This window comes from Streptococcus peroris ATCC 700780, assembly GCF_000187585.1.
Classification (GTDB): Bacteria; Bacillota; Bacilli; order Lactobacillales; family Streptococcaceae; genus Streptococcus; species Streptococcus peroris.
In genome coordinates this window covers 1,362,576-1,387,545 of record NZ_GL732463.1, presented here as the reverse complement: position 1 = coordinate 1,387,545, position 24,970 = coordinate 1,362,576, and the positions used below count along the sequence as shown (strand labels likewise).

Genomic DNA, 24,970 nt, shown 5'->3' with positions numbered 1-24,970 from the left:
GATAACTAAAAAGCGAACAGACTTAATGCTGCTCGCTTTTTTATTAGAATCCATCTACGTTTGTGTAGATTTTTTGTACGTCTTCGTCGTCTTCAAGAACGCTGTATAGTTTTTCAAATGTTTCCAAATCTTCACCTGACAACTCAACTTCTGATTGAGGAATCATTTCCAATTCAGTTACTTGGAATTCTTCAATACCAGATTCACGCAAAGCAACGATAGCCTTGTGTAGGTCAGTTGGAGCTGTGTATACAGTGATTGTTCCTTCTTCTGCTTCTACATCGTCTACATCAACATCTGCTTCAAGCAAAAGCTCAAAGATAGCATCAGCATCATCACCAGCAAAGACGATAACACCTTTGTTGTCAAAGAGGTAAGATACAGAACCTGAAGCTCCCATGTTTCCACCGTTTTTACCAAAAGCAGCACGGACATTGGCAGCTGTACGGTTAACGTTTGAAGTCAAGGTATCAACAATCAACATAGAACCATTTGGTCCGAACCCTTCGTAACGTCCTTCTGTAAAGGTTTCGTCTGTGTTTCCTTTTGCTTTATCGATAGCCTTATCAATCACGTGTTTTGGCACTTGCGCTTGTTTAGCACGATCGATAACGAATTTCAAAGCAGTGTTTAATTCTGGATCTGGTTCACCTTTTTTAGCTGCTACATAGATTTCTACACCAAATTTTGCATATACTTTAGAGTTAGCTCCATCTTTAGCCGTTTTCTTGGCTACGATATTGGCCCATTTACGTCCCATTAGGAATCTCCTTTTTCACATTTTAATCTTTCTTATTATAACACAAGTCTGGTCAATTTTCACTAGAGGATGTGGATTTTCTTTATCAAAGAAAAGAGAATGACTGACATTTACTGGAGGGCTTGTTTGGCTAAGAGTCTCTTGCCTTCTTTCATCAATGGATGACGGGCAAATGACACGTACAATTGCAGAGTCATGGCCACCCAAATTAGAGGTTCACACAAGATAACACCTAGATAAGCTGACCAAGGAATAACGAATAACACAAAAGCAATCTTTCCGAATAGTTCAATGAAACTAGACACAAGTGGAAGAGCTTTTTGGCCAAGACCTTGTAGACAATTTCGATAAATTAAGAGCAAACTAAGAATTGGATAAAAAGCTGAACTAATCCGAAGATATAAGCTACCGTTCTCGATGAGATAAGCATCATTGGAACTAGCAATCAAAGAAACCAAGCTAGGACTTATGAAGAATAGCAAGACACATACAAATATGCCCCATGCAATCCCTAGCCAACTTCCAATACGAATTCCTTGAACAATCCGATCCAGACGTTTAGCACCGTAATTTTGTGAAACAAAAGTTGTCATTGAAGCGGAGATCGAGGTCATCGGAAGTAGGGCAAAGGCCATAATCCGTCGTGCAGCAGTTTGAGCACTGATAATGACTGCACCGAGTGTATTGATAGATGATTGAAGGATTACACTACCAATCGAAACAATAGAACCCATCAATCCCATGGCTAGACCTTGTTCTAGCAAATCTTTGTATAATGCTTTATCCCACTTGAAATGTTGCTTATTTGGAAGCAGTTCAGGAACTTTCTTTTTGATATAATACAAGCATAAGAGAGCCGATAAACCTTGTGAGATAATCGTGGCAAGACCTGCAGACTGAACTCCCATGTGTAATTGGGTAATAAAATATAAATCTAGCACTACATTGATCAGAGCTGAAAAGATTAAAAAGCCAAGCGCAGCTAGGCTATCACCAATAGAGCGAAGCAAGCCTGCAAAAAGATTGTAGGCAAAGCTCACTCCTACACAACTCACAATCATCGATATATACTGATAGGATTGAGGCAAAATCTCTATAGGAGTCTCCAAATATTGGAGAAGGGGGTACAGACCTATAAAGCCTAGAATCATGACCAAAGCACTAAAAATAGCCCCTAAAATCCAAGTAGCAGCAACGGCTTCTTTAATTCTTACAAAATTTCGAGCGCCATAGTAACGGGCAATCACAATTCCCATACCATTTCCAACGCCTAAAGTAAAGCCGATAATTAAATCAAAAATAGCCGTTGTCGCTCCAACAGCTGCTAAAGAATCTGGTCCCAAAAAATGCCCAACAATGACAATATCCGCCGTATTGTATAACTGTTGAAAAATATTAGAAAGTAGAATTGGTAAAGCAAAACTTAAGAGTGACGGCAAAATAGGACCATGAATGAGGTCCACTGTTCGTTTTGTATTCATACAGCTATTATATCAGCTTTCTAGTATAGGAACAAGGGAGGATTTGTGCTGGTCTATAAGAAAGCGTTTGCTTAGCCGCTGACAATCTGATATAATCAAGAAAAAAGGAGGCAATTTATGAGCTTGACAAGCCAGTTAATTACTGATGTATTCCCAGACCTTGAAAAAGTTGAACACTTAAACAAGGAAGCCTTCCCTGAAGAAGAGCGAGTCTCTTTGGAAGAGTTTTTAAGTTACCAGGATAGAGATGACGCCAACTTTTTCGCCTTTTATAATGAAGAAGAATTTGTTGGTTTTGCCTTTGCCATTTCCAATCAAAAAGCTTTTTACATCAGCTTTTTTGCCATTATGACTCACCTACGCAGTCATGGATATGGGAGAGAAATCATTGAAAAACTGACGGACTTCTATCAACGAACCATGATCCTTGAGGTGGAGCGATTGGACGAAGACTGCGATAACCTCGAACAGCGGAAGGCTCGCATGGATTTCTATCGACAAAATGGTTTTAAATCCGCAAATGCCTTCTTAGAGTATGACGGACTGAGTTTTGAAATTCTTTACCGTGGGGATCACTTTGATGAGGAAGCCTACCGAGACATTTTTCAAAAATTACAAGATGAGAATTATTTTGATTTCCACATTAAATACCGTCGTTTCAGTGATCACTAGTTGTCATGAAACAAAAAAGTAGCAGAAAAACTGCTACTTTTTCTTTTTATTCTTCAATTTCGATTTCAAGAGCATCGCCCAAATCAAGAGTCACTTCTTGATTAGAATCTGTATCAACCGATACTGAACTTTCTTTAGAGCCTTCTTCCTCTTCAATCAAACCATATTGAACACGAACTTGGTGGTCAATTTCATCAAAGGCTTCTGGATGATCTGCCAAGTATTTCTTGGCGTTCTCAGAACCTTGTCCGATTTTTTCACCCTTGTATGAGTACCAAGCGCCTGCCTTTTGGATGATATCCAAATCACTAGCAATCTTCAAGAGTTCACCAGTTCTAGAAATGCCTTCTCCGTACATGATTTCAACAAGAGCTTCTTTGAACGGTGGAGCAACCTTGTTTTTCACAACTTTAATCTTAGTTTCTTTACCGACGTTAGTGTCTTTTTGGTCACCAGTTCCCTTGATTTGTGTACTTCCACGCACATCCAAACGGACTGAAGCATAGAATTTAAGGGCGCGTCCACCAGGAGTTGTTTCTGGATTTCCAAACATAACCCCTACTTTTTCACGCAACTGGTTGATGAAGATGGCAATTGTCTTTGTCTTGTTGATAGAAGCTCCGAGTTTACGCATAGCCTGGCTCATCATACGAGCTTGAAGACCAACGTGGCTATCTCCGATATCTCCATCGATTTCCGCACGAGGAACAAGAGCTGCAACTGAGTCAATAACGACAAGATCAACTGCACCTGAGTCAATCAATTTTCCTGCAATTTCAAGACCTTGTTCACCTGAGTCTGGTTGTGACAAGAGCAATTCGTCAATGTTCACCCCAAGAGCTGCTGCATAGGCAGGATCAAGAGCGTGTTCCGCATCGATAAAGGCAGCAATTCCGCCTTCTTTTTGTGCTTGAGCTACAGCGTGAAGGGCTACTGTTGTCTTACCTGATGATTCCGGACCGTAGATCTCAATGATACGTCCCTTTGGATAACCACCTGCACCAAGGGCAATATCAAGCGCTAAAGATCCTGAGCTCATTACTTGCACTTTTTGCTCTGCGCGTTCACCCAAACGCATGATTGACCCCTTACCAAAGTCTTTTTCAATCAATTTAAGAGCATCATTCAAAGCTTTTTCACGATCAGCTCCAAATTTTTTCCCAATTTCATCTAATTTTTTTGTTGGTTTTTTCGCCATTTTGTTCTCCTATATTTTAATGATTCTAAGAATCTTCTTCTATTATATCAAAAGTCAGTCACTTAATAAAGCTTTGCGAACTAAGTTAAAAGCATGCATAACCGCAATTTTACGAACATCTGCTCGACTTCTTCCAGCTATATTGACTTGAACAACTTCTGTGCCGGATGCTTGAGACAAACCGATAAAAACCGTGCCTGCTGGATGGCCTTCTAGACTATCCGGACCTGCTACTCCTGTCAAACTAATTCCAAAGTCTGACTGGGTTTTCAGTCGCGCCTGATTTGCCATATTTTCCGCTGTAAAGGCTGAAACAACTCCATGTTCTTCCAACTCTTCTCGTGGAATATCTAATATCTTAGCTTTTTCTTCCAGACTATAAGTGACAAAACCACCTTTAAAGATAGCTGACACTCCCGAAAATTCTGCCAAAGTTGCTTGAAAAAGCCCGGCTGTCAAACTTTCTGCAGCTGTTATGGTTTTATGCTGCTTTTTCAACTCCTCAACAACTACACTGGCTAGACTTGTTTTCTCACCATAACCATAGCAAATATCCTTTAAATCAACCCCTTCAAAAGTCTGACGGTCAAGTATTTCTTTTTCCAGATTATCCAAGGCATTTCTGGCCTCGCTCTCACTGCGAGCTTTTGTAGACAAGCGAAGAGTCACCTCTCCCGTTTTTGCATAAGGGGCCAAGGTTGGATCTGTCTGTTCTTCAATTAAATCTGACAAAATGGTCACCAGCTGGCTCTCACCAATGCCAAAGAAACGCAGTACGCGTGAGTACAACTTAGCTCCTGTTGTCAATCTTGGCAACAATTCATTTAAAACCATGGGTTTTAGTTCACTTGGCGGACCTGGTAGGACAACATAAGTCACGCCATCTACCTCAATCATACCGCCAACTGCTAGCCCGGTTTCATTGGGTAGCGGGGTTGACCCCTGAACAATCTGAGCTTGACGTTCATTATTTGGAGTTCGAGCATAGTCTGGTCGATGAGCAAAGAAATCATCTAATTTGGCCTGCGCTTGAGCATCAAAAGTCAAATCACGCCCTAGAAATTTTGCCAAGGTTTGTTTGGTCAGATCATCCTCTGTTGGCCCCAATCCTCCCGTGAGGATAACTAGATTACTGCGGTTCTGAGCAATCTCCAACAGGGATAAAAGCCGAGCTTCATTATCTCCTACAGCTGTCTGGAAGTAGACATCTACTCCGATTTCAGCCAATTTTTCAGATAAAAACTGAGCATTGGTATTGACGATTTGACCTGTTAAAATTTCTGTCCCAACAGCTATTATTTCCGCTTTCATTTTTTCCTCCTACCTATCTATTCGGATTTCTTTGAAAAAATCGCAGGAAAATTCCTACGATTTGTGTATTCATTTTTTATGGCTCTAGTGGCACTTCTTGTTCCTGATCTTGAATGTAATCAGTGGTTTGTTGTATATTTCCATTAATATTTTCATATAGAACTGCATTTGTCTCTAATTTAGTTACCTCTGGTTGCCCCAGAGAACGACGTAAAATATTTTGCATTTCTAATATATGAGCAGTAGTTACAATTTGGTAAGACCCACCTTGAAGCATTGCATCCTCACCACGCAATTGCTGAGACTCAATATTCTTAAAGGAGTCTTGGTAACCCATCAACTGGGGAATCGTTGAGGTAGTAATCTCAATATTTGTCTGCATATTATCACTAAGAGCTTTCAAAATTTCTTGGTAATGACTGACACTATTCACACTAAGAATCTTCTCAACAATATTTTGAATGACCTCACGCTGACGCTTCTGGCGACCATAGTCTCCTTCTGGATCTTGATAGCGCATGCGTGAATAAACAAGAGCCTCTTCACCATTTAATTTTTGCTCACCAACGCCGATAGAAATCGTATTAAAAGGCTCCTGATCTTGAATAGAAATTGGGAATCCTAGAGTATTGTTTACAGTGATACCTCCCACAGCATCTACCATTTCTTGAAGTCCATGCATATTAACCATCACATAGCGGTCAATATGGATATTCATCATTTTTTGTATGGTTGATATGGCAAGCTCAGCTCCACCAGTAGCATAGGCAGCGTTTAGTTTAGCCTCCATGACACTACCATCAGGCTGTTGGATTTTTGTCAGAATATCACGTTCCAAACTCATCATAACAACTTTCTTGGTTTTAGGGTTGACTGTCACCAAAATCATAGAGTCACTGTTACCTACCCACTTGTCTGTACGCTCAACGTTCCCTGTGTCCACACCCATCAATAGGATTGTCAAAGGTTCAGTTGCCTCGATAACCTTCGTTTCTTCCCCGATTTTTTTATAGGTTTTGGCTAAAGTCTGTGTACTTTGTTGATAGATAGTGAAGGCATACGCTCCAACACCAATCACTGTTACAAGAACAAAGCCTAAAAACATTCCGATTATTTTTTTACCATACCTTTATTCGTCTATCAGTCGACCCATTAGGTAAACGTCAAGAAACTCTCCTCCCTCTATACAAGCACCACGCTCCTGTAATCCTTCTACAATAAAGCCCATCTTTTTATATAGATGAACAGCCGCAAGATTGCGTTTTTGAACTGTCAATTGTAACCGTCGAATACTAGCATTCGTTTTAGCCCATTCAATAGCTTCTTCCATCAAAATACTTCCAAGACCATTCCCCCAGTATGCTTTTTTAATGCCCAAGAAGACATCACCAATATGTCGAACTCTCGGACGTTGATCCGCTGTAATATTGATGACACCTGCCAATTCATCATTTAAAAAAGCTAGTAAAGTAATTTGATTATCCGACTGAGACTGTTTGTCGATAAAATGCTGCATTTCGGATTGAGTCATTTCAATTCCATTTTCATCTAAACTCGTAAAGTTAGATTCCTGACCAATCTGATCTAAAAGTGCAATAAGAGCTGAAGCATCTTGGACTTCTGCTTCACGGATTAAAAGATCACACTCCATCCATCAACCTCTGCAATAGTTCTGTTGCTCGTTGACCGTGGGCATGAAAGACAACTTCACGTCCCTCACCATCTTTAAGGATTTCTAATTCGAGATAGTCTGATGGAAGAGCATCAGCTAATAGATGCCCCCATTCAATCACTGTCACACCTGAACCAAAAAGAAATTCATCCAAATCGATAGAATCTGCGTCCCCTTCGATACGATAAACATCTAAGTGATATAAAGGTAGACGTCCTTCATATTCCCGAACAATGGTATAGGTAGGACTCTTAATCATTTGATGAATACCTAATCCTTTTGCCAAACCTTTTGTTAGAGTGGTTTTCCCAGCACCTAATTCACCAGTCAAAATCAATACATCATTTTTCTCTAGCAAAGAACCTAACTCTTGCCCAAGAGTAATGAGTTCATCTTCATTTTTTGTGTGCATGTTTTTATTATACCAAAAAGTTTTCTTTTGCGATATTTCTACTAATAAAAAAGGAGGAGAACTCTCCTCCTTTTTTTAGGTTTTATCATTATTTAAGAGCCATACTGATGTAGTTCAAGATGAACAAAGCATCCAAAATCCAAATCATGACATGTACATCTTTGATTTGACCTTTAACAATCTTCGTCAAAGTATAAGTCAAGAAACCAACGGCAATCCCTTGTGTAATTGAGTAACTGAATCCCATAAAGATAGACGTGAAGAAGGCTGGAACAGCTTCTGACATATCATCCCAAGGGATATTTTTCAAGTTAGAAAGCATCATAATTCCGACAATAATCAAAATTGGGGCAGTCGCAGCCGTTGGAACAATCGCTAAAAGTGGACTAAAGAAGCTAGATAAAGCAAAACAGATAGCAACAACTAGTGCTGTCAAACCAGTACGTCCACCAGCACCGATACCCGCTGCAGATTCAACATAGGTCGTAACGTTTGAAGTACCTGCAATGGCACCTACTGAAGTTGCAACCAAGTCAGAATAAAGAGCTTTATCTAATTTAACAGACTGATGATTTTCACCATTTGTTGCAACGATACCAACTTTTTCACCGGTACCGATAAGAGTACCAATAGTATCAAAAATATCTGTCAATGAGAAGGCTAGAATGGCCATCAAAGTTTCTGGTAAACGAGAAGTATTTGAAATCAGAGATCCTAATCCTTCTGAACCAAGAGCGGCACCAAATAAGGTTCCTAAATCATTTACTGCTGATGAAAGGTTATTGCTAGCGAAATCAATACTTGACACATTAACAAGACCAACCGCAATCGCAAGAACTGTCGTTGTTAAAATAGAAAGGATGATACCACCTTTGATACCTTTAACAACAAAGAAGATTGTGATGGCAAGACCTGCAAGAGCAACCAATACTGCTGAAGTATTGAAATCTACCAAACCTGGAACGGCCGCTGAATTTGCAGTAAGAGCTGCTTGAGCCTTATCTGCTCCTTCACCCGCAACCGTATAAGTACCTGGATCGATTGAAAATTTCAAAAGACCAGCATTCTTAATACCAACATAAGCAAGGAAAACACCGATACCTGCTGAAATTGCTGAACGAAGTGTTGTAGGAATGGATTCAATGATCATTTTACGAACTTTAGTCAGAGTAATCATCAGTGAAATAACTCCACAAATGAAGACCATTCCAAGAGCTTCTTTCCAAGTATAGCCCATACCAAATACGACTGTAAAGGTGAAGAAGGCATTTAATCCCATACCTGGTGCTTGTGCATATGGCAAGTTAGCGTAGAAAGCCATCATCAAAGTTCCCACTACAGAACCGATGATTGTTGCTAAGAACACACCTTGAACAGGCATGCCTGTTTGTGAAAGTATTTGAGGGTTTACAAAGAGAATATAACTCATTGCAAAGAAAGTAGTTAAACCAGCAAGAACCTCTGTACGGACATCTGTCCCATGTTCTTTTAGTTTAAAGAGTTTGTCCATTTTTAATCTCCTTTGTCATTTTACGAACAATATGAATATTATATCATCAATCATTCATCTTTTCAAGATTTTTGTACTGGATTATAAAAATCTTATGAGATATTATTCCTCTTCTTTTTAACTTATTGTCTGCTTTTCTCTCTTCTTTTTGATATAATAGAGAGCACCTTATCTGAAACTAGATTCGGGAGGATTTTATGACTAAAAAAATGATTGCCGTTGATTTAGACGGAACCCTACTCAACTCTGAAAGCAAACTTTCTGACTTTACTATTGAAACAATAAAAAAAATCTCTAAAAAAGGCCACCAAGTCGTTATTACAACTGGTCGACCTTACCGTATGGCCAAAGATTTTTATGACCAACTTGAGCTTGAAACACCTATGATTAACTTCAACGGTTCGCTCACTCACCTACCTGGTAGGGCTTGGAAACATGAAAAATGCCTTACTGTAGACAAAGAATACCTCTTGGATATCGTGAAACGAAAAGAGGAGATTGAGGCCGACTTTATCGCAGGTGAATACCGTAAAAAGTTTTACATTACAGCCCCGGACAAAGAAATTGCCGATCCTAAATTGTTTGGTATTGAAAATTTTCGCCCAGAAAATCAATTCAAGTCTGATTTAGTGACCAAGGGACCTAACTGTATTTTATTGAAAACTAGGGCCGACGATAAATATGCACTTGCAGAAGAGATGAACAGCTTCTACAAGCACCAACTTAATATTAACACTTGGGGTGGGCCTTTAAACATCCTTGAATGTACTCCTAAAGGAGTCCACAAAGCCTTTGCCCTTGAATATCTTCTCAATGTCATGAATAAAGACAAACAGGATTTGATTGCTTTTGGTGACGAACATAATGACCAAGAAATGCTTTCTTTTGCAGGCAAAGGTTATGCCATGAAAAATGCTAATCCTGCTCTATTGCCTTTCGCAGACGAGCAATTACCATTAACCAATGAAGAAGATGGCGTCGCTCAGTTTTTACAAGAGAGATTCCTCTAAAACCATGACTTATAATTCATCAGTTCCATACTTTTAGCGAAAATGAGCCCTTTAAGTATGGAACTTTTTTCATATAAAAATTTATTAAAAAAAGGATTTGTACTGATTTTATCCAGATTCAAATCCTTACAAAATATCTATTTTTTTAAAATGATACGGCCCAGAACTTCACGGTTCATGTCACCGATGATAATTTGATTTTCCTCAGCTACATAAATCTTGACATCGTCTCCGATGATGACTTTCTGACTTTCTGGTTCAAAGGTTACCTTCTTAACTTCCTGCACTCCATTTGCTTCCACTTCTGTCCATGTTCCGGTATTACCAGTAACAACGAGAGTAATGCTATCTCCCTCATCCTGCCCCTTATAGGTACCATCCATATTGACAGTTGTAGCATTCGTAGCGCTAGATGTTGTTGCTTCAGATATCTGATTTGTTATCACTTCTGAACTAGTGCTTGTTTGAGATGCCGAAGTTCTTTGTTCTTTGGTTGAGCAAGCAACTAAAAGACTAAGACTTGCCAAAACGGCAAGAGAAAGTGTGAATTTTTTTAAGGTCATAATATCTCCTTTCTTTTAGCAGGTAAATGCAGAAAAAACTATTGAAATATTTCACCTCAACTATATCAAATAAAAGAAAGCAGGTCAATCAATAGACTCATATCCCATAAGGTGTGCACGAACCTCTGATATAAAATAGAGAGAACCCGTCACAAACAGTAAATCTTGCTCCTCTGCAAAATGTTCAAATTTATCTATGAAATCTCGATAAGAAGCAATACTTGTATATCCTCCCAAATCTTGTTCTTCTAAAGAACCTTGGTAATCAAAGCTTGTCACAAAAAGAGGGAGATCTGGTAGGTGCTCTGTCAAATAACCAAGCATGCCATTGTAATCTTTACGTTTCAAAGCCCCAAAAAGAATCTGAGGGCGATAGCCTTCTTGTATTTTTTCTTGAATAAATTCAACCAGCCTTTCTAGAGCAGGAAGATTGTGAGCGCCATCCAGGTACACATGACTGGTTACTGGTTCTAGACGACCTGCCCAGTGAGTATGCTCTAACGCATGCCGTACAGCTGTTTCCTGAACCAGTTCCCCTCTTTTCACCATAAATAGCAAAAATACCTGTAAAGCTAGAGCTGCATTTTCCTCTTGATAAGCTCCTTCTAAGCTTAGCGAAAGGTCTCTCCACTCTGCCAACTCACTAGAAAAATGTCCTTTCTTAAAAGAAAAATCCTGCCCTGCTTGGTAGAGGTCTACTGATAAATTTTTGGCTGTTTTTTGACAAACCAGCTGTGCTTCAGGAGCCAATTTAGCAATCACGGCTTTCTTCCCAGATTTAAAAATACCCGACTTTTGCTCCGCAATCTCCTCTAAGCTATTTCCTAAAGTCTCCTGGTGATCTAAGCCGACTGATGTTATGACTGCAATCTCACCTGTTACTACATTAGTCGTATCCAGCAGGCCACCAATTCCTACCTCAAGTAAGACCAAATCGACTTCCTGCTCTTTAAAATAAAGCAAGGCAATTAAGGTTAATAACTCAAAAAAAGATAATTGATCATGTGTTTCTAACAAACGTTTTTCCATTTTTTTGATTTCATTTGCTAGACGAATAAAATCAGCATCTGAAATAGGATTTCCGTTAATACAGATTCGATCGTGGATACTAACAATATGGGGCGAAGTAAAAGTTCCAACCCTCTTCCCATGGGCTGCAAATAGCTCTCTCATAAAGGCAATGGTTGATCCCTTACCATTTGTACCCGTCACATGGATAATCGGATAGGTTTGCTCAGGATTTTCCAATAGGTCCACTGCTTTCTGCATTCTACCTAGACCTGATCTAAAATTTAAACCGATTCGACTATGAAGCCATTCTTCAACTTCAAACATATGTATCTCCTTAATAAAAAAGCGAAGATTCTCTTCGCTTTTTGCTTCATTAGCTAGTAACTAGCTAATATTTTATTCTAGTACGTACTAAAAACGTCCACCGGACTTACTGACGGTTTTTATTTTCTAGCGCAGGGCTAAAAACGTCCCCGAACCTTCCAACTCTTTCTAGTTCTAGGAGTTGGGGTAAAAACGTTCCTCGAACCTTCCAACTCTCTCCAGTTTCTGGGAGTTGGGCTGATACAGTCTCCCAGACTACCTGCGTTTCCAATTTCTAGCACAGGGCTAAAAACATCCTCGAACCTTCCAACTCTCTCCAGTTTCTGGGAGTTGGGCTGATACAGTCTCCCAGACTGTATCACTCCTCCATAAAGCTGTTGAAGACTTCTTCAATCATGTCCCATTCTTCTTCAGCATCTTCAGGGATTGGTTGCAATTCACCTTCTGTTCCATCTTCATTTTCAGTGAATGAATAGGCTTGGATTTCAACTTCGCCATTTTCATCTTCTTCTGCGTTAACTGGTACAAGAAGAACATAGTTTTTACCAAATTCTTCCTTCCCATCAATAGTCAAAAGGATTTCAAATAAGGTTTCGTTTCCTTGCTCATCTACAAGTGTAATAAGTTCACGTTCTTCGTGGTCGTGGTTATGATCGTGTGACATAGCCTCTCCTTTGTATTAAAATTTTCTATCTAAATAATTTTGCAAAATCAATTGAGCCGCTAACTTATCAATGACTTTCTTACGTTTATTGCGACTAACATCTGCTTGCTCAATCAACATGCGCTCTGCAGCAACTGTAGTCAGACGTTCATCTTGATACTCTACTGGCAATCCAAAGAGTTCTTCTAGCTTAGCTCCATATGCTTGGCTAGCTTCCACCCGTGGTCCACTAGTATTGTTCATATTCTTTGGCAATCCAACTACAAAATGCTCTACTTTATAGGACTCAACCAATTCTTTTAGACGATCAAAGCCAAACTGACCTTGGTCTTCATTGATTTGGATGATTTCGAGCCCTTGTGCTGTAAACCCTAGCGGATCGCTAATCGCTACACCGACTGTTTTGGAACCAACGTCCAACCCCATAATTCTCATAGATTATAGATCGACTCCTTGCCCCTTAAGGTAGTAACGAACCAACTCTTCGACAATCTCATCACGTTCGTATTTACGGATTTGATTTCTTGCATTATTGTAACGAGGAACATAGGCTGGGTCTCCACTGAGAACATAACCCACGATCTGATTAATAGGATTATAGCCCTTTTCGTTCAATGAAGCATAGACATCTGTCAATGTTTCGCTAATCTCTTTTTTATTGGAATCGTCCAATCTAAAACGTACGGTTTCTTCAGTAAATCCCATTCTAACACCCTCTTTCTTTAGAATAGTACTATTATAGCACATTCATAGCCTTTCTACAAATGGCACATTCTGAATTTGCTAATTTTATGCGACTTTTTTACTGAACAGTTGCCCCATTTGCAACTCGACTTGCAATATACTCTTCTGGTTCGTTTTTTAGTAGATTTTCCAAACCAACATTTTTTAAATATTCGTTTTCTCTTGCTTTTTTAAGATCCAATGTTTGGAAATCATAGCTAGTCTTGGTTTCCATTTCTTTCTCATTCAGAAGAGTCGTTTCAATAGTAAAGCCAGCAATTTTTCGAGCCGATTGAAGAGATTCGTCCTTGGATTCCTCTTCTTTTAAGGCGCTCCTTGCTTCCTCGAGTCCACGTTCTGCAATAAAGTTCTTGAGGTCTTCTGAAACTTGTCGCTTTTGCTGGATTGTTAAAGTCAAGAATTGTTTACCCTTATAGGTAATGGTCTGAGTTTGTTGAATCCCATTTTCATCAATAGGTAGAACAAGTGTCTTGGTTACAACTGTATTGTTATTGGCATTTTCTAGAACTGGTAAATTTGACTGGAAGGTCTCAGTTGTTGTATTTGTAGATGACTCTGCAGACTCTTTTTTCTGTCCACAACCAGCTAGTAAAAATAGAAGCCCAACTATCCCGATAATTATCTTCTTCATGTTCGTTTTTCCTTATTTACCTATCAAATAAGGCCAGGAGTCACTCCCGGCCTTTATGTTTTTATAGCGCTGCACGTAAACGTGCTTCTGCATTTTCTACATTGCGGACAGAACGTGGCAAGAAAGCACGAATGTCATCTTCCTTGTAGCCGACTTGCAAACGTTTCTCATCAACAAGAATCGGACTCTTTAGAATACGTGGTGTCTCCATGATTAAGTTAAGCACTTCATTGACACTCAAATCTTCGATATCAACTCCAAGAGCTTTAGCGTAACGATTTTTTGATGATACAATGCTCGCGATTCCATTGTCTGTTTTTGTTAGAATATCTAATAATTCTTCTCTAGAAATTCCCTCTTTACCGAGGTTTTGTTCTTTATAACTTAACTGGTGGGCATTGAGCCAGGTTTTCGCTTTTTTACAGCTAGTACAACTTGAGACTGTATAAATTTTAATCATGTACCTACCCCTTTCGCTACATGTTTCTATCAGTTTATTCTATTATACCATAAAAAGCATCCAACTTGCGACCTATTTTTAAAAAAATTTAACTTTTTTACCTGTTCTTCTCCCTTTTTATTGACAAAATACGAACTATAACCACTCTTTGTACTTCCTAATGTAAAATTTCTTAATAACTGTGACACTAAACATATACAAGAAAATAATACAGATTAAGAACAAGAAATAAGGAAGTCCTAAAGGTGCTAGACGAAGGATATTTACTAGTGGTCCATAAGGTAGGCTGGTTACAAAAATGGCTGCAAGCAAAGTTGTCAAAATCACAAGCCAAGCTGGTCTACTTTGTACAAAAGGAACTTTGGCTGTACGAAGCATATGGATAACCATAGTTTGAGACCACATAGATTCGATAAACCATCCTGTTTGGAAAAAGATAATGAACTGAAGGGCTGATTCAGAACCGTGAACATAATAATGACCTGTCACCAAAGGAACAATGATAAAGTAGAGGAAGATATAGGTCAAAATATCAAAGATAGATGAGATCGGACCCATCCAAACCATAAATCTGGTAATGGATTTTGCTTCCCATGTATGGGGTTGTTTTAGGAAATCTTGATCCACATTATCAAACGGCAAGGCCACACAGGACAAATCATAGACAAGATTTAAGACAATAAGATGAACAGGGGACATTGGTAGGAATGGCAAGAAGATACTCGCAACTAGAAGCGAGAAGATATTCCCAAAGTTTGAACTAACTGTCATCTTAATATACTTGGTCATGTTGGCGTATACTTTACGTCCTTCTACCAAACCTTTTTCAAGGACCATGAGATCCTTATCCAACAAGATAACATCCGCTGTTTCCTTGGCAATATCGACTGCAGTATCAACAGAAATTCCCACATCTGCCACTTTCATGGAAGGTGCATCGTTAATACCATCTCCCATATAACCAACAATATGCCCATTTCTTTTTAACTGTAGAATGATGCGAGCTTTTTGGTCAGGAGACAATTTAGCAAATACTGTCACACTTTCAACCACTTCTGCCAATTCTTGTTCTGACATTCGATCGATATCTGCTCCCAAAAGGATATGTTCAACATCTAACCCAACTTTTTCACAGATGGCTTGTGTTACTTTTTCATTATCCCCCGTTAAAATTTTGGTCTTAACGCCATGTTCAAGTAAAGCCTTGATTGCAGGCGCTGCTGAAGGTTTTGGTGGATCCAAAAAGGCAAGATAACCGGTTAAAATCATATCACTTTCATCAGTCACGGTATAAGCATAACCTTCACGTAGATGAGACTTGTAGCCAACGCCTAAAACACGCAAACCTTGACGATTTAATTGGCTAACCTCTGTTAATACTTCTTGGCGAATTTCTTCAGTTAAAGGGATAGTTTCCCCATGGTATTCTACATGTGTCGAAATATTCAACATTTCTTCCAAAGCACCTTTAGTAACCATACTAACGGTGCCTTCATCATCTTTTACAATGACGCTCATCCGTCTACGTTCAAAGTCAAAGGGAAGCTCATCAATTTTTTGGAACGTTTGGTCTAGATTTTGTAGAAGTCTGTGTTCCTTCGCTTCTTTTTCTGTTCGTTTGATAATAGCTCGGTCCATTAGATTCTTTAAACCTGTTTGGAAATAAGAATTTAGATAAGCTCTACGTAAGACAGTTAGGTCCAAATCTCCATGGATATCCAAAGGGTACTCCAACACAATCTCGTCCTGAGTTAATGTCCCTGTTTTATCTGTACATAGAATATCGATGGCACCTAAGTCCTGAATAGCATTGAGTTTTTTAATCACGACCTTTTCTTTGGCCATGATGATAGAACCCTTTGCCAAACTAGCTGTAATGATCATCGGTAACATTTCAGGTGTAAGACCCACACCAACACTAAGGGCAAAGACCCCTGCTTCCAGCCAGTCACCATCTGTCAAACCATTGGCAAAGAATACAATAGGAACCATGACCAACATCAATCGAATGAGCAACCATGAAACGGAGTTCATTTCGCGTTCAAAGGAAGTGGGTTCATCATAAGTCGTAAGGGTTTGCTCAATAGCTCCCATCATGGTGTCATCACCAACTGCTAGAATCATAGCTGTAGCACTTCCTGAGATAACGTTTGTCCCCATGAATGCTAAAGATTCTGCTTCTAAAAGGCTATCTACATTCTGACTAGTAGCTTTATTTAAAGCTAGTTTTTCAACTGCATCACTTTCTCCAGTCAAGCCTGACTGTTGAACGAAAAAATCGCGTGATTCAAATAAGACGACATCTGCAGGAATCATATCTCCCGCACTCAATTTCACGAGATCTCCCACAACCAGTTCATCGATTGGCAACTCTTGTTCAAGGCCATCGCGAATAACAGTTGCGGTGTTGACAATCATTTTTGAAAGGTTGGTTGTTGCCTTATCACTTCGCAACTCTTGGACAAAACGGATGCCTCCTGAAATTAAAATTAAGACAACGATAATGATAGAGGTCGTTGGATCCTCTTGACCAGGTTTGGCAAGCCAGACGTTTGTAACGAGAGAGATGAAGGCAATCACAAGCAAAATAATTGTGAAAGGATTGATGATAGATTCGTAAATCTTTTTAAAGATTGAATCTTCTTGCCCCTTGGTGATGGTATTTTCACCGTAAAGATCACGATTTTCTTCAACTTGCTCTTGGCCTAATCCATCTAGACTTGTATGATAATAAGCGAGACTATCTTCTAATGGTGTTTGAATAGCTACTGCTAATCTTTCTTTTGTAGTTTTCATTGGTTTCTCCTATCTGTATGAATGGTGATTTCATACACAGAGATCAATCACTTTAATATGAGCAAAACGACACAAATCAGCGATTGGCTGTGTATGTGCGGTTCTGGATGATCGTCAATTTGCATCGTTTATCTCCTTTCTTGGTTCTAAAACAGCAGAAAATCCTGCCATAAAATGGCAGGACTAAAACTTATCATCTGTTTTCGTTCAAGCTTTAACTCCTTAGGGCAATGTAATGAGCTTAGTCTTGACCTTCGCGACCAGGACTGTTGACCAACGAGTAGTGTCTCCACTGCTTTGCGGTAGTCATCCGTATCCCTATGGTAGCCTCACCTACCGTTTTCGCCTATCAGTATAAACCTTTAAACAGTAAAAGTCAACGATTTATCTCATTTTTTCTTAGATAACAATCAATTCTTTTGGAGCAAGGGTTAATAGCTCGCAACCTGTATCTGTAATGAGGATATCATCTTCGATACGAACTCCATATTTTCCTTCAATATAGATACCTGGTTCATCTGTCAAGGCCATACCCGTTTTGATGACTTCTTTCGAAGTTTGGCTAAAGTAAGGTTCTTCATGGATATCAAGACCGATACCATGGCCAATACCATGTGTAAAGTATTCTCCATAACCTGCGTCAGTGATAATATCACGAGGAATCTTGTCAAAGTCACGGAAGCCAAGGCCCGCTTTTGCTTGGTCAATTAAGGCCTGGTTAGCCTTCAAAACTGTATTGTAAATTTCTGCTTGTTCATCACTGACATGCCCTAGGTAGATGGTACGTGTCATATCACTTACATAGTGATCATAAAGGCAGCCAAAGTCCATGGTAATAGCTTCGCCTAGTTCAACCGGCTTGTGCATAGGATGAGCATGGGGTTTAGAAGAATTGATACCACTTGCTAGGATGGTATCAAAAGACAAACCAGCAGCTCCTAATTCACGCATACGGAAGTCCAGGAAGTTGGCAATTTCAATTTCTGTCTTCCCTGGCTTGATAAATTCAAGCGCATCGTGGAAAGCTTGATCTGAGATGGAACAAGCCTTGCGAATAGTCGCAATTTCTGTCTCGTCCTTAATTATACGAAGGGCTTCAACAAACTGAGTCTGTGGAACTAGTTCTAAACCTTCAAAGGCGGTTTGCATGCGATGATAATAAGAAACTGAAATCTCATCTTCAAATCCGATACGAGAAAGGCCCATATCTTTTGCAATCTTTGCGATAGTAGCTAACTCATCACGCTCTGCAAAAATCTCAAAACCAGTAACTTCTTGCTTGGCAGCGATAATATAGCGAGCATCTGTCACTAAGACCTGACGGTCACGGCTGATGAAGACCGTTCCATTTGAACCCCAAAATCCTGTCAAATAGTAGACATTTTTAAGGTTATTGATAATGATACCATCTAGTTCTTTTTCTTGCATTTTATCTAAAAATGCTTGCACACGTTTATTCATGATGTAACTTTCCTTTCAAATACTGTCCTGTATAGCTAGCTTCATTGGCAGCCACTTCCTCTGGTGTTCCTGTTGCGATAATAGTACCACCGCCAACACCACCTTCTGGTCCTAGGTCGATAATATGGTCTGCTGTTTTGATAACATCCAGATTGTGCTCAATGACGAGAACTGTATTGCCATCATCGACAAAGCGAGACAAAACGGTGAGTAGTCGAGCGATGTCCTCAGTATGCAACCCAGTAGTTGGCTCATCGAGAATATAGAAAGACTTACCTGTCGAGCGTTTGTGGAGTTCACTAGCCAACTTCATACGCTGGGCCTCCCCTCCAGAAAGGGTGGTAGCTGGTTGTCCCAAAGTCACATAACCTAGACCAACATCTTTGATAGTCTGAAGTTTGCGCTGAATTTTCGGAATATGTTTGAAAAATTCTACTGCATCGTTGACAGTCATATCCAAAACTTGCGAGATATTCTTTTCCTTGTAGTGAACTTCTAGCGTTTCACTGTTGTAGCGAGTCCCATGACAGACTTCGCAGGCTACGTAAACATCAGGCAAGAAGTGCATCTCAATCTTGATAATCCCATCACCCGAGCAGGCTTCACAGCGGCCACCCTTGACATTGAAACTGAAACGACCCTTCTTGTAGCCACGAATCTTGGCTTCATTTGTCTGAGCGAATAGGTCTCGAATGTCATCAAAGACACCTGTATAGGTCGCAGGATTAGACCTCGGTGTCCGTCCAATTGGACTCTGGTCAATGTCTATCAGACGGTCGATATGCTCAATTCCTGTAATATTCTTAAACTTACCTGGTTTGTCTGAATTGCGATTGAGTTTTTGAGCAATAGCTTTTTTTAAGATACTGTTAATGAGGGTAGACTTCCCTGAACCAGATACCCCTGTCACTGCAATAAATTTTCCGAGTGGGAAGCGAGCGGTGATGTTTTGCAAGTTGTTCTCACGCGCACCTGTCACCTCAATAAAGCGTCCATTCCCAACGCGACGTTCTGACGGTACAGGAATCGCGCGTTTTCCTGATAGATACTGTCCTGTAATGGATTTGCTGTTACGAGCTACCTGCTTAGGCGTTCCTGCAGCAACAATTTCTCCACCAAAGACACCTGCACCAGGGCCAACGTCAATCAGATAATCGGCTTCTCGCATGGTGTCCTCATCGTGTTCTACCACGATGAGAGTATTTCCTAAATCCCGCATCTTTTTCAGACTGGCAATCAAACGGTCATTGTCCCTCTGGTGAAGACCGATGGACGGCTCGTCTAAGATATAGAGGACTCCTGAGAGATTGGAACCAATCTGGGTTGCCAAGCGAATACGTTGGCTCTCCCCACCTGATAATGTTCCTGCTGAACGAGAAAGCGTCAGATAGTTAAGCCCCACATTATTGAGGAAGGTCAAGCGGTCCTTGATTTCCTTCAGGATTGGGCGAGCGATGATAGCTTCATTTTCAGACAGGCTTAGTTGATCAATGACCTCCAGATGGTCTGCGATGGAGAGGTCTGAAATTTCTCCGATATGGGGTCCTTTTTCTCCCCCTACTCGAACAGATAAGGCCTGGTCATTGAGACGATAACCGTGGCAGGTACCACAAGTTAGCTCATTCATATAGAGACGCATCTGAGTACGGGTGTAATCACTGTTAGTCTCGTGATAGCGACGCTTGATGTTATTGACAACCCCTTCAAAAGGAATGTCGATATCGCGCACACCGCCAAACTCATTTTCATAGTGGAAATGGAATTCTTTCCCATCAGACCCGTAGAGAATCAAGTTCTTATCTGATTCTGATAAATTCTCAAAAGGCGTATCCATATCCACTCCAAAGGCTGTCATGGCTTGTTCTAGCATATTTGGATAATAGTTCGAAGAGATAGGGTTCCAAGGTACTAGGGCTCCCTCACGAAGAGTCTTGCTAGCATCTGGTATCACTAAATCAATATCCACCTCTAGCTTGATACCCAAACCATCACACTCACTACATGACCCAAAAGGAGCATTGAAAGAGAAAAGACGAGGTTCTAGTTCTGGAACCGTAAAGCCACATACTGGACAAGCATAGTGTTCTGAGAAGAGCAACTCAGAGTCGTTCATAGTATCGATAATGACATATCCTTCAGCGATACGAAGGGCTGCCTCAATCGAGTCAAAAAGACGACTACGAATCCCATCCTTTATGATGATACGGTCCACCACCACATCGATGTTGTGTTGCTTATTCTTTTCAAGTTCAGGAACTTCGGTCACATCGTAAACAACTCCATCGACACGGACACGGACGTAACCATCTTTTTGAATCTTTTCAATCAGCGTCTTATGCTGCCCTTTTTTCTTACGAATAACAGGAGCCAAAATCTGCAGACGCTGGCGCTCTGGCAATTCCAAGACCTTGTCGACAATCTGCTCTACAGACGAAGCTTTGATAGCCCCATGTCCGTTGATACAGTAGGGTGTTCCTACACGTGCATAGAGGAGACGTAGGTAGTCGTTGATTTCCGTCGTTGTTCCAACTGTCGAACGAGGATTTTTACTAGTCGTTTTCTGGTCAATGGAAATAGCAGGACTAAGACCATCGATAGAATCCACATCTGGCTTTTCCATATTGCCCAAAAATTGTCGCGCATAGGCAGATAGACTCTCTACATAACGACGTTGCCCTTCAGCATAGAGGGTATCAAAGGCTAAACTAGACTTTCCAGATCCAGATAGTCCCGTCACCACAACTAGCTTGTCTCGTGGTATTTCCACGTCAATATTTTTTAAATTATGGGCGCGAGCCCCATGGATGACAATCTTATCTTGCATGTTACTTCTTTCTAGTCCGTTATTGCTTTCTATTATACCAGATATAGCAAAAAATGTCGGATTCTATTACCAAAAAAAGCGTTTTTGTAGTATAATAGTACGGTGCTAAAAATTCGCTAAAATACAAAAACGGAAGGGGAGGAGATATGAAACAAGTCTTTCTTTCAACAACAACTGAATTCAAAGAGATTGACACACTTGAATCGGGAACTTGGATCAATCTCGTCAACCCTACTCAAAGCGAATCAATGGAAATCGCCTCGGCCTTTGATATTGATATCACTGACCTTCGTGCACCACTAGATGCGGAAGAAATGTCACGTATTACTATCGAAGACGAATACACCTTGATTATCGTGGACGTCCCAATCACAGAGGAAAGAAATAACCAAACCTACTATGTGACTATTCCCTTGGGAATCATTATCACAGAAGAGGCTATCATCACGACTTGCTTGGAGCCTCTCCCACTTCTAGATGTCTTCATCAATCGGAGACTTCGAAATTTCTATACCTTTATGCGTTCGCGCTTTATCTTTCAAATCCTCTACCGCAATGCAGAGATTTACTTGACTGCCCTTCGTTCAATCGAACGTAAGAGTGAGCAGATTGAGAGTCAACTTCACAAATCTACTCGAAATGAAGAATTGATTGAACTCATGGAGTTGGAAAAGACCATCGTCTACTTCAAAGCCTCTCTTAAGACAAACGAGCGCGTGATTAAAAAGTTGACCAGCGCAACTAGCAACATCAAGAAATACCTTGAAGACGAAGACTTACTAGAAGATACCTTGATTGAAACGCAACAGGCCATCGAGATGGCGGATATCTATGGAAACGTCCTTCACTCTATGACGGAGACCTTTGCCTCTATCATTTCAAACAACCAGAACAATATCATGAAAACCTTGGCACTTGTGACTATCGTTATGTCCATCCCAACCATGATTTTCTCAGCCTACGGAATGAACTTTAAGGATAATGAAATTCCTTTAAACGGAGAACCGCATGCTTTCTGGCTCATCGTATTTATCGCCTTTGCTATGAGTGTTTCTCTCACTCTTTACCTCATCCATAAAAAATGGTTCTAAACAGGAGTTATTATGTCACAGATTGATTTAAAAGAATTAACCAAGAAAAACCAAGAATTTATCCATATTGCAACCCAGCAGTTTCTTAAAGATGGAAAAACCGACGCTGAAATCAAGGCTATCCTTGAAGAAGTCATTCCTCACATCCTTGAAGAACAACCAAAAGGTGTGACTGCTCGCTCTATTTACGGAGCACCAACTCACTGGGCTCACAGCTTTAGCGAAAAAGAGCAATACGAAAAAGAACATCCAAAAGAAAATGACGATCCAAAATTGATGATGTTGGATTCAGCCCTTTTCATTACAGGACTATTTGCAGTAGTTAGCGCCTTGATGAGCTTCTTCTCAAACCAACCTGTGGCCTACGGATTGGTAACACTTATCAGTGTAGGGGCCTTTGGTGGAGTTGCCTTCTATCTTCTCTACCACTTCATTTACCGCTACTACGGACCAGATACTGACCGTAGCCAACGCCCACCATTCTGGAAATCACTTTTGGTTATGTTAGCAACCATGTTTGCCTGGGTCTTCATCCTCTTCTTGAGTAATTTCCTTCCACAAGCCATCAACATCAGCTTACCACCTCTTGTTTTGTTGGTCATTGGAGGAGCTCTCCTTGCCCTACGTTTCTACCTCAAAAAACGTTTCAACATCAAGAGCGCAAGTGCAGGACCTGCTAGATATTAAGATAAACAATAAAAGTAGTGTGTTTTGTAGACAGACTACTTTTTTTGTAGTTCCAAATCATTTTTCGATTCTCAAAAGAAGTAAACACATTTTCTAATAACATTCTAATATAAAGTCTTCCCTTGGAATCCCGAGGTTTTATCCTTGAATCCAAGTTGTTTTTCTGTTATACTAATAAAGTAATAAGGAGAAATATATATGACTAAACAGAGAATTAATCAAATTGTCGGTTCAATTGGTGCCTTTATCGGGATTATTGTATTTATAGCCTACATCCCCCAAATTTTTGCCAATTTACAAGGAAATAAAGCTCAACCATTTCAACCTTTATCAGCAGCAGTCTCTTGCTTAATCTGGGTCATTTATGGATGGACAAAAGAGCCTAAGAAAGACTGGATTCTAATCATTCCAAACTCAGCCGGGGTTATCCTTGGCGGACTGACTTTCCTTACTGCTCTATAAGAATACAACTACTATAAAAAGCACCCATATCGAGTGGTTGCTTTTTTACTATTTTCTCGATCTAAAAGTCTTCTTCTGACTCTAATTCTTGTTGTTTCCCCTCATTTTTTGTGATAAAATAGGCTCAATCTATTTCCAGGAGGATAAGATATGACTTCTACTATTGGTATTATAAGTTTATCTAGTGGGACTATGGGTGAAGACTTTGTCAAGCACGAAGTGGACTTGGGTATTCAACGTCTCAAGGACCTCGGACTCAATCCTATCTTTCTACCTCATTCGCTAAAAGGCTTAGATTTTATCAAAGAACATCCTGAAGCTCGTGCAGAGGATTTGATTCAGGCCTTTTCTGATGATAGCATCGACATGATCCTATGCGCCATTGGTGGAAACGATACCTATCGCTTGCTACCTTATCTTTTTGAAAATGACCAACTACAAAAGGTTATCAAACCAAAGATTTTTCTCGGTTTCTCGGATACGACCATGAACCATCTCATGTTGCATAAACTAGGAATCAAGACTTTTTATGGGCAATCCTTTTTAGCAGACATTTGTGAATTAGACAAAGAAATGTTGCCGTATAGCCTCCACTACTTCAAAGAATTGATAGAGACTGGTAGAATTTCAGAAATCCGCCCTAGTAACGTTTGGTATGAGGAACGGACTAATTTTAGTCCCGAAGCCTTGGGAACACCTCGTGTCAGCCATGCAAATACAGGTTTTGACTTGTTACAAGGCAATGCTCAGTTTGAGGGAGAAATCCTCGGTGGTTGTCTTGAGTCTCTCTATGATATTTTTGACAACTCTCTACACGCAGATAGCACAGACCTCTGCCAAAAATACAAACTTTTCCCTGACTTATCCGACTGGGAAGGAAAGATTCTATTGCTAGAAACAAGTCAAGAAAAGCCTGAACCTGATGATTTCAAAAAAATGTTGCAGGCTTTAAAAGAAACTGGGATATTTGAAGTCATCAGTGGACTCTTGGTCGGAAAACCTATGGATGAAACCTTCTATGACGACTATAAGGAGGCTTTAATAGACACCATTGGTAGCAATATCCCGATTGTCTATAATCTGAATGTCGGACACGCAACTCCAAGAACAATTGTCCCCTTCGGAGTTCACGCCCATGTAGATGCAAAGAAGCAAGTCATTCGCTTTGACTATAACAAAGAAAGCTGAGATGAATTTCTCAGCTTTTTCTGTATTCTCCGATGTTC

24 protein-coding genes and 1 riboswitch are annotated in these 24,970 nt (G+C 40.1%); of the genes, 6 read left to right on the top strand and 18 right to left on the bottom strand.

Annotation, left to right across the window (positions count from 1 at the left end; translation table 11 throughout):
* Positions 1–43: 43 nt before the first annotated feature.
* Positions 44–760, bottom strand: coding sequence for a YebC/PmpR family DNA-binding transcriptional regulator (locus HMPREF9180_RS08705; RefSeq protein WP_006146163.1), 717 nt, complete (start codon positions 758–760; stop codon positions 44–46).
* 110 nt (positions 761–870) lie between these two features.
* A complete protein-coding gene (locus HMPREF9180_RS08700; protein WP_006146162.1) occupies positions 871–2,241 on the bottom strand; it encodes an MATE family efflux transporter in 1,371 nt (456 codons plus the stop codon).
* 117 nt (positions 2,242–2,358) lie between these two features.
* On the opposite strand from HMPREF9180_RS08700, the gene HMPREF9180_RS08695 reads away from it, so the two are divergent.
* Entirely contained in the window at positions 2,359–2,913 is a 555-nt protein-coding gene (locus tag HMPREF9180_RS08695; RefSeq protein ID WP_006146161.1) for a GNAT family N-acetyltransferase, read from the top strand.
* 46 nt (positions 2,914–2,959) lie between these two features.
* On the opposite strand, the gene recA is transcribed toward HMPREF9180_RS08695, so the two are convergent.
* The 6 genes from recA to HMPREF9180_RS08665 all read right to left on the bottom strand — a co-directional run bounded on the left by recA (position 2,960) and on the right by HMPREF9180_RS08665 (position 9,016).
* On the bottom strand, positions 2,960–4,111 hold the full coding sequence (gene recA, locus HMPREF9180_RS08690) for a recombinase RecA (protein ID WP_006146160.1): 1,152 nt from the start codon (positions 4,109–4,111) through the stop codon (positions 2,960–2,962).
* A gap of 54 nt (positions 4,112–4,165) precedes the next feature.
* Positions 4,166–5,422, bottom strand: a complete 1,257-nt coding sequence (locus HMPREF9180_RS08685) for a competence/damage-inducible protein A (protein WP_006146159.1) — start codon at positions 5,420–5,422, stop codon at positions 4,166–4,168.
* A 76-nt stretch (positions 5,423–5,498) separates the two neighbouring features.
* Positions 5,499–6,536, bottom strand: a complete 1,038-nt coding sequence (gene lytR, locus HMPREF9180_RS08680) for a glycopolymer--peptidoglycan transferase LytR (RefSeq protein ID WP_425274383.1) — start codon at positions 6,534–6,536, stop codon at positions 5,499–5,501.
* A 15-nt stretch (positions 6,537–6,551) separates the two neighbouring features.
* Positions 6,552–7,073, bottom strand: coding sequence for a GNAT family N-acetyltransferase (locus tag HMPREF9180_RS08675; RefSeq protein ID WP_006146157.1), 522 nt, complete (start codon positions 7,071–7,073; stop codon positions 6,552–6,554).
* Complete coding sequence (gene tsaE, locus HMPREF9180_RS08670) at positions 7,063–7,506, bottom strand: tRNA (adenosine(37)-N6)-threonylcarbamoyltransferase complex ATPase subunit type 1 TsaE (protein WP_006146156.1); 444 nt, start codon at positions 7,504–7,506, stop codon at positions 7,063–7,065. Before tsaE ends, HMPREF9180_RS08675 begins: the two co-directional genes overlap by 11 nt.
* Positions 7,507–7,594: 88 nt before the next feature.
* Complete coding sequence (locus HMPREF9180_RS08665; RefSeq protein WP_006146155.1) at positions 7,595–9,016, bottom strand: NCS2 family permease; 1,422 nt, start codon at positions 9,014–9,016, stop codon at positions 7,595–7,597.
* A 197-nt stretch (positions 9,017–9,213) separates the two neighbouring features.
* Between HMPREF9180_RS08665 and HMPREF9180_RS08660 the strand changes: the two genes are divergently transcribed.
* Entirely contained in the window at positions 9,214–10,026 is an 813-nt protein-coding gene (locus tag HMPREF9180_RS08660; protein WP_006146154.1) for a Cof-type HAD-IIB family hydrolase, read from the top strand.
* Between the two features lie 137 nt (positions 10,027–10,163).
* Here the strand turns inward: HMPREF9180_RS08660 and HMPREF9180_RS08655 are convergent, their stop codons facing one another.
* The 10 genes from HMPREF9180_RS08655 to uvrA form a co-directional block, all read right to left on the bottom strand.
* The gene (locus HMPREF9180_RS08655; RefSeq protein WP_006146153.1) at positions 10,164–10,589 is read right to left on the bottom strand and encodes an SP_0198 family lipoprotein; all 426 of its coding nucleotides are present in this window, start codon (positions 10,587–10,589) and stop codon (positions 10,164–10,166) included.
* 84 nt (positions 10,590–10,673) lie between these two features.
* A complete protein-coding gene (locus HMPREF9180_RS08650) occupies positions 10,674–11,924 on the bottom strand; it encodes a bifunctional folylpolyglutamate synthase/dihydrofolate synthase (protein ID WP_006146152.1) in 1,251 nt (416 codons plus the stop codon).
* 358 nt (positions 11,925–12,282) lie between these two features.
* On the bottom strand, positions 12,283–12,588 hold the full coding sequence (locus tag HMPREF9180_RS08645; RefSeq protein ID WP_006146150.1) for a DUF1292 domain-containing protein: 306 nt from the start codon (positions 12,586–12,588) through the stop codon (positions 12,283–12,285).
* Between the two features lie 15 nt (positions 12,589–12,603).
* Entirely contained in the window at positions 12,604–13,023 is a 420-nt protein-coding gene (gene ruvX / locus HMPREF9180_RS08640; RefSeq protein ID WP_040287836.1) for a Holliday junction resolvase RuvX, read from the bottom strand.
* A 3-nt stretch (positions 13,024–13,026) separates the two neighbouring features.
* Complete coding sequence (locus HMPREF9180_RS08635; protein ID WP_025168751.1) at positions 13,027–13,293, bottom strand: IreB family regulatory phosphoprotein; 267 nt, start codon at positions 13,291–13,293, stop codon at positions 13,027–13,029.
* Between the two features lie 97 nt (positions 13,294–13,390).
* On the bottom strand, positions 13,391–13,963 hold the full coding sequence (locus tag HMPREF9180_RS08630; RefSeq protein ID WP_006146147.1) for an SP0191 family lipoprotein: 573 nt from the start codon (positions 13,961–13,963) through the stop codon (positions 13,391–13,393).
* Between the two features lie 61 nt (positions 13,964–14,024).
* Positions 14,025–14,423: a transcriptional regulator Spx gene (gene spx, locus HMPREF9180_RS08625; protein WP_000591164.1), complete on the bottom strand. Its 399-nt coding sequence runs from the start codon at positions 14,421–14,423 to the stop codon at positions 14,025–14,027.
* Positions 14,424–14,558: 135 nt separating this feature from the next.
* Entirely contained in the window at positions 14,559–17,219 is a 2,661-nt protein-coding gene (gene mgtA / locus HMPREF9180_RS08620; protein ID WP_006146146.1) for a magnesium-translocating P-type ATPase, read from the bottom strand.
* Positions 17,220–17,410: 191 nt separating this feature from the next.
* Positions 17,411–17,564, bottom strand: a riboswitch (M-box (ykoK) riboswitch).
* A 54-nt stretch (positions 17,565–17,618) separates the two neighbouring features.
* Complete coding sequence (locus HMPREF9180_RS08615; RefSeq protein WP_006146145.1) at positions 17,619–18,680, bottom strand: M24 family metallopeptidase; 1,062 nt, start codon at positions 18,678–18,680, stop codon at positions 17,619–17,621.
* On the bottom strand, positions 18,673–21,504 hold the full coding sequence (gene uvrA / locus HMPREF9180_RS08610) for an excinuclease ABC subunit UvrA (protein WP_006146144.1): 2,832 nt from the start codon (positions 21,502–21,504) through the stop codon (positions 18,673–18,675). The genes HMPREF9180_RS08615 and uvrA overlap by 8 nt, the downstream gene beginning before the upstream one ends.
* A 146-nt stretch (positions 21,505–21,650) precedes the next feature.
* On the opposite strand from uvrA, the gene HMPREF9180_RS08605 reads away from it, so the two are divergent.
* The 4 genes from HMPREF9180_RS08605 (at position 21,651) to HMPREF9180_RS08590 (ending at position 24,932) form a co-directional block, all read left to right on the top strand.
* Entirely contained in the window at positions 21,651–22,595 is a 945-nt protein-coding gene (locus HMPREF9180_RS08605; RefSeq protein WP_006146143.1) for a magnesium transporter CorA family protein, read from the top strand.
* A gap of 12 nt (positions 22,596–22,607) precedes the next feature.
* Positions 22,608–23,282: a DUF1129 domain-containing protein gene (locus HMPREF9180_RS08600; RefSeq protein ID WP_006146142.1), complete on the top strand. Its 675-nt coding sequence runs from the start codon at positions 22,608–22,610 to the stop codon at positions 23,280–23,282.
* Positions 23,283–23,480: 198 nt separating this feature from the next.
* Positions 23,481–23,744: a SemiSWEET family transporter gene (locus HMPREF9180_RS08595; RefSeq protein WP_004250486.1), complete on the top strand. Its 264-nt coding sequence runs from the start codon at positions 23,481–23,483 to the stop codon at positions 23,742–23,744.
* A gap of 150 nt (positions 23,745–23,894) precedes the next feature.
* Entirely contained in the window at positions 23,895–24,932 is a 1,038-nt protein-coding gene (locus HMPREF9180_RS08590; RefSeq protein WP_006146141.1) for a S66 family peptidase, read from the top strand.
* Positions 24,933–24,970: the final 38 nt, after the last annotated feature.

Coding starts and splice junctions, on each gene's coding strand:
- HMPREF9180_RS08675 (WP_006146157.1), bottom strand. CDS start 7,073: ATGGAGTGTGATCTTTTAATCCGTGAAGCAGAAGTCCAAGATGCTTCA.
- HMPREF9180_RS08605 (WP_006146143.1), top strand. CDS start 21,651: ATGAAACAAGTCTTTCTTTCAACAACAACTGAATTCAAAGAGATTGAC.
- HMPREF9180_RS08650 (WP_006146152.1), bottom strand. CDS start 11,924: ATGTTTGAAGTTGAAGAATGGCTTCATAGTCGAATCGGTTTAAATTTT.
- HMPREF9180_RS08595 (WP_004250486.1), top strand. CDS start 23,481: ATGACTAAACAGAGAATTAATCAAATTGTCGGTTCAATTGGTGCCTTT.
- HMPREF9180_RS08685 (WP_006146159.1), bottom strand. CDS start 5,422: ATGAAAGCGGAAATAATAGCTGTTGGGACAGAAATTTTAACAGGTCAA.
- mgtA (WP_006146146.1), bottom strand. CDS start 17,219: ATGAAAACTACAAAAGAAAGATTAGCAGTAGCTATTCAAACACCATTA.
- ruvX (WP_040287836.1), bottom strand. CDS start 13,023: ATGAGAATTATGGGGTTGGACGTTGGTTCCAAAACAGTCGGTGTAGCG.
- uvrA (WP_006146144.1), bottom strand. CDS start 21,504: ATGCAAGATAAGATTGTCATCCATGGGGCTCGCGCCCATAATTTAAAA.
- HMPREF9180_RS08645 (WP_006146150.1), bottom strand. CDS start 12,588: ATGTCACACGATCATAACCACGACCACGAAGAACGTGAACTTATTACA.
- HMPREF9180_RS08700 (WP_006146162.1), bottom strand. CDS start 2,241: ATGAATACAAAACGAACAGTGGACCTCATTCATGGTCCTATTTTGCCG.
- HMPREF9180_RS08665 (WP_006146155.1), bottom strand. CDS start 9,016: ATGGACAAACTCTTTAAACTAAAAGAACATGGGACAGATGTCCGTACA.
- tsaE (WP_006146156.1), bottom strand. CDS start 7,506: ATGCACACAAAAAATGAAGATGAACTCATTACTCTTGGGCAAGAGTTA.
- spx (WP_000591164.1), bottom strand. CDS start 14,423: ATGATTAAAATTTATACAGTCTCAAGTTGTACTAGCTGTAAAAAAGCG.
- HMPREF9180_RS08630 (WP_006146147.1), bottom strand. CDS start 13,963: ATGAAGAAGATAATTATCGGGATAGTTGGGCTTCTATTTTTACTAGCT.
- HMPREF9180_RS08705 (WP_006146163.1), bottom strand. CDS start 760: ATGGGACGTAAATGGGCCAATATCGTAGCCAAGAAAACGGCTAAAGAT.
- recA (WP_006146160.1), bottom strand. CDS start 4,111: ATGGCGAAAAAACCAACAAAAAAATTAGATGAAATTGGGAAAAAATTT.
- HMPREF9180_RS08590 (WP_006146141.1), top strand. CDS start 23,895: ATGACTTCTACTATTGGTATTATAAGTTTATCTAGTGGGACTATGGGT.
- HMPREF9180_RS08600 (WP_006146142.1), top strand. CDS start 22,608: ATGTCACAGATTGATTTAAAAGAATTAACCAAGAAAAACCAAGAATTT.
- HMPREF9180_RS08695 (WP_006146161.1), top strand. CDS start 2,359: ATGAGCTTGACAAGCCAGTTAATTACTGATGTATTCCCAGACCTTGAA.
- HMPREF9180_RS08660 (WP_006146154.1), top strand. CDS start 9,214: ATGACTAAAAAAATGATTGCCGTTGATTTAGACGGAACCCTACTCAAC.
- HMPREF9180_RS08615 (WP_006146145.1), bottom strand. CDS start 18,680: ATGAATAAACGTGTGCAAGCATTTTTAGATAAAATGCAAGAAAAAGAA.
- HMPREF9180_RS08635 (WP_025168751.1), bottom strand. CDS start 13,293: ATGGGATTTACTGAAGAAACCGTACGTTTTAGATTGGACGATTCCAAT.
- HMPREF9180_RS08655 (WP_006146153.1), bottom strand. CDS start 10,589: ATGACCTTAAAAAAATTCACACTTTCTCTTGCCGTTTTGGCAAGTCTT.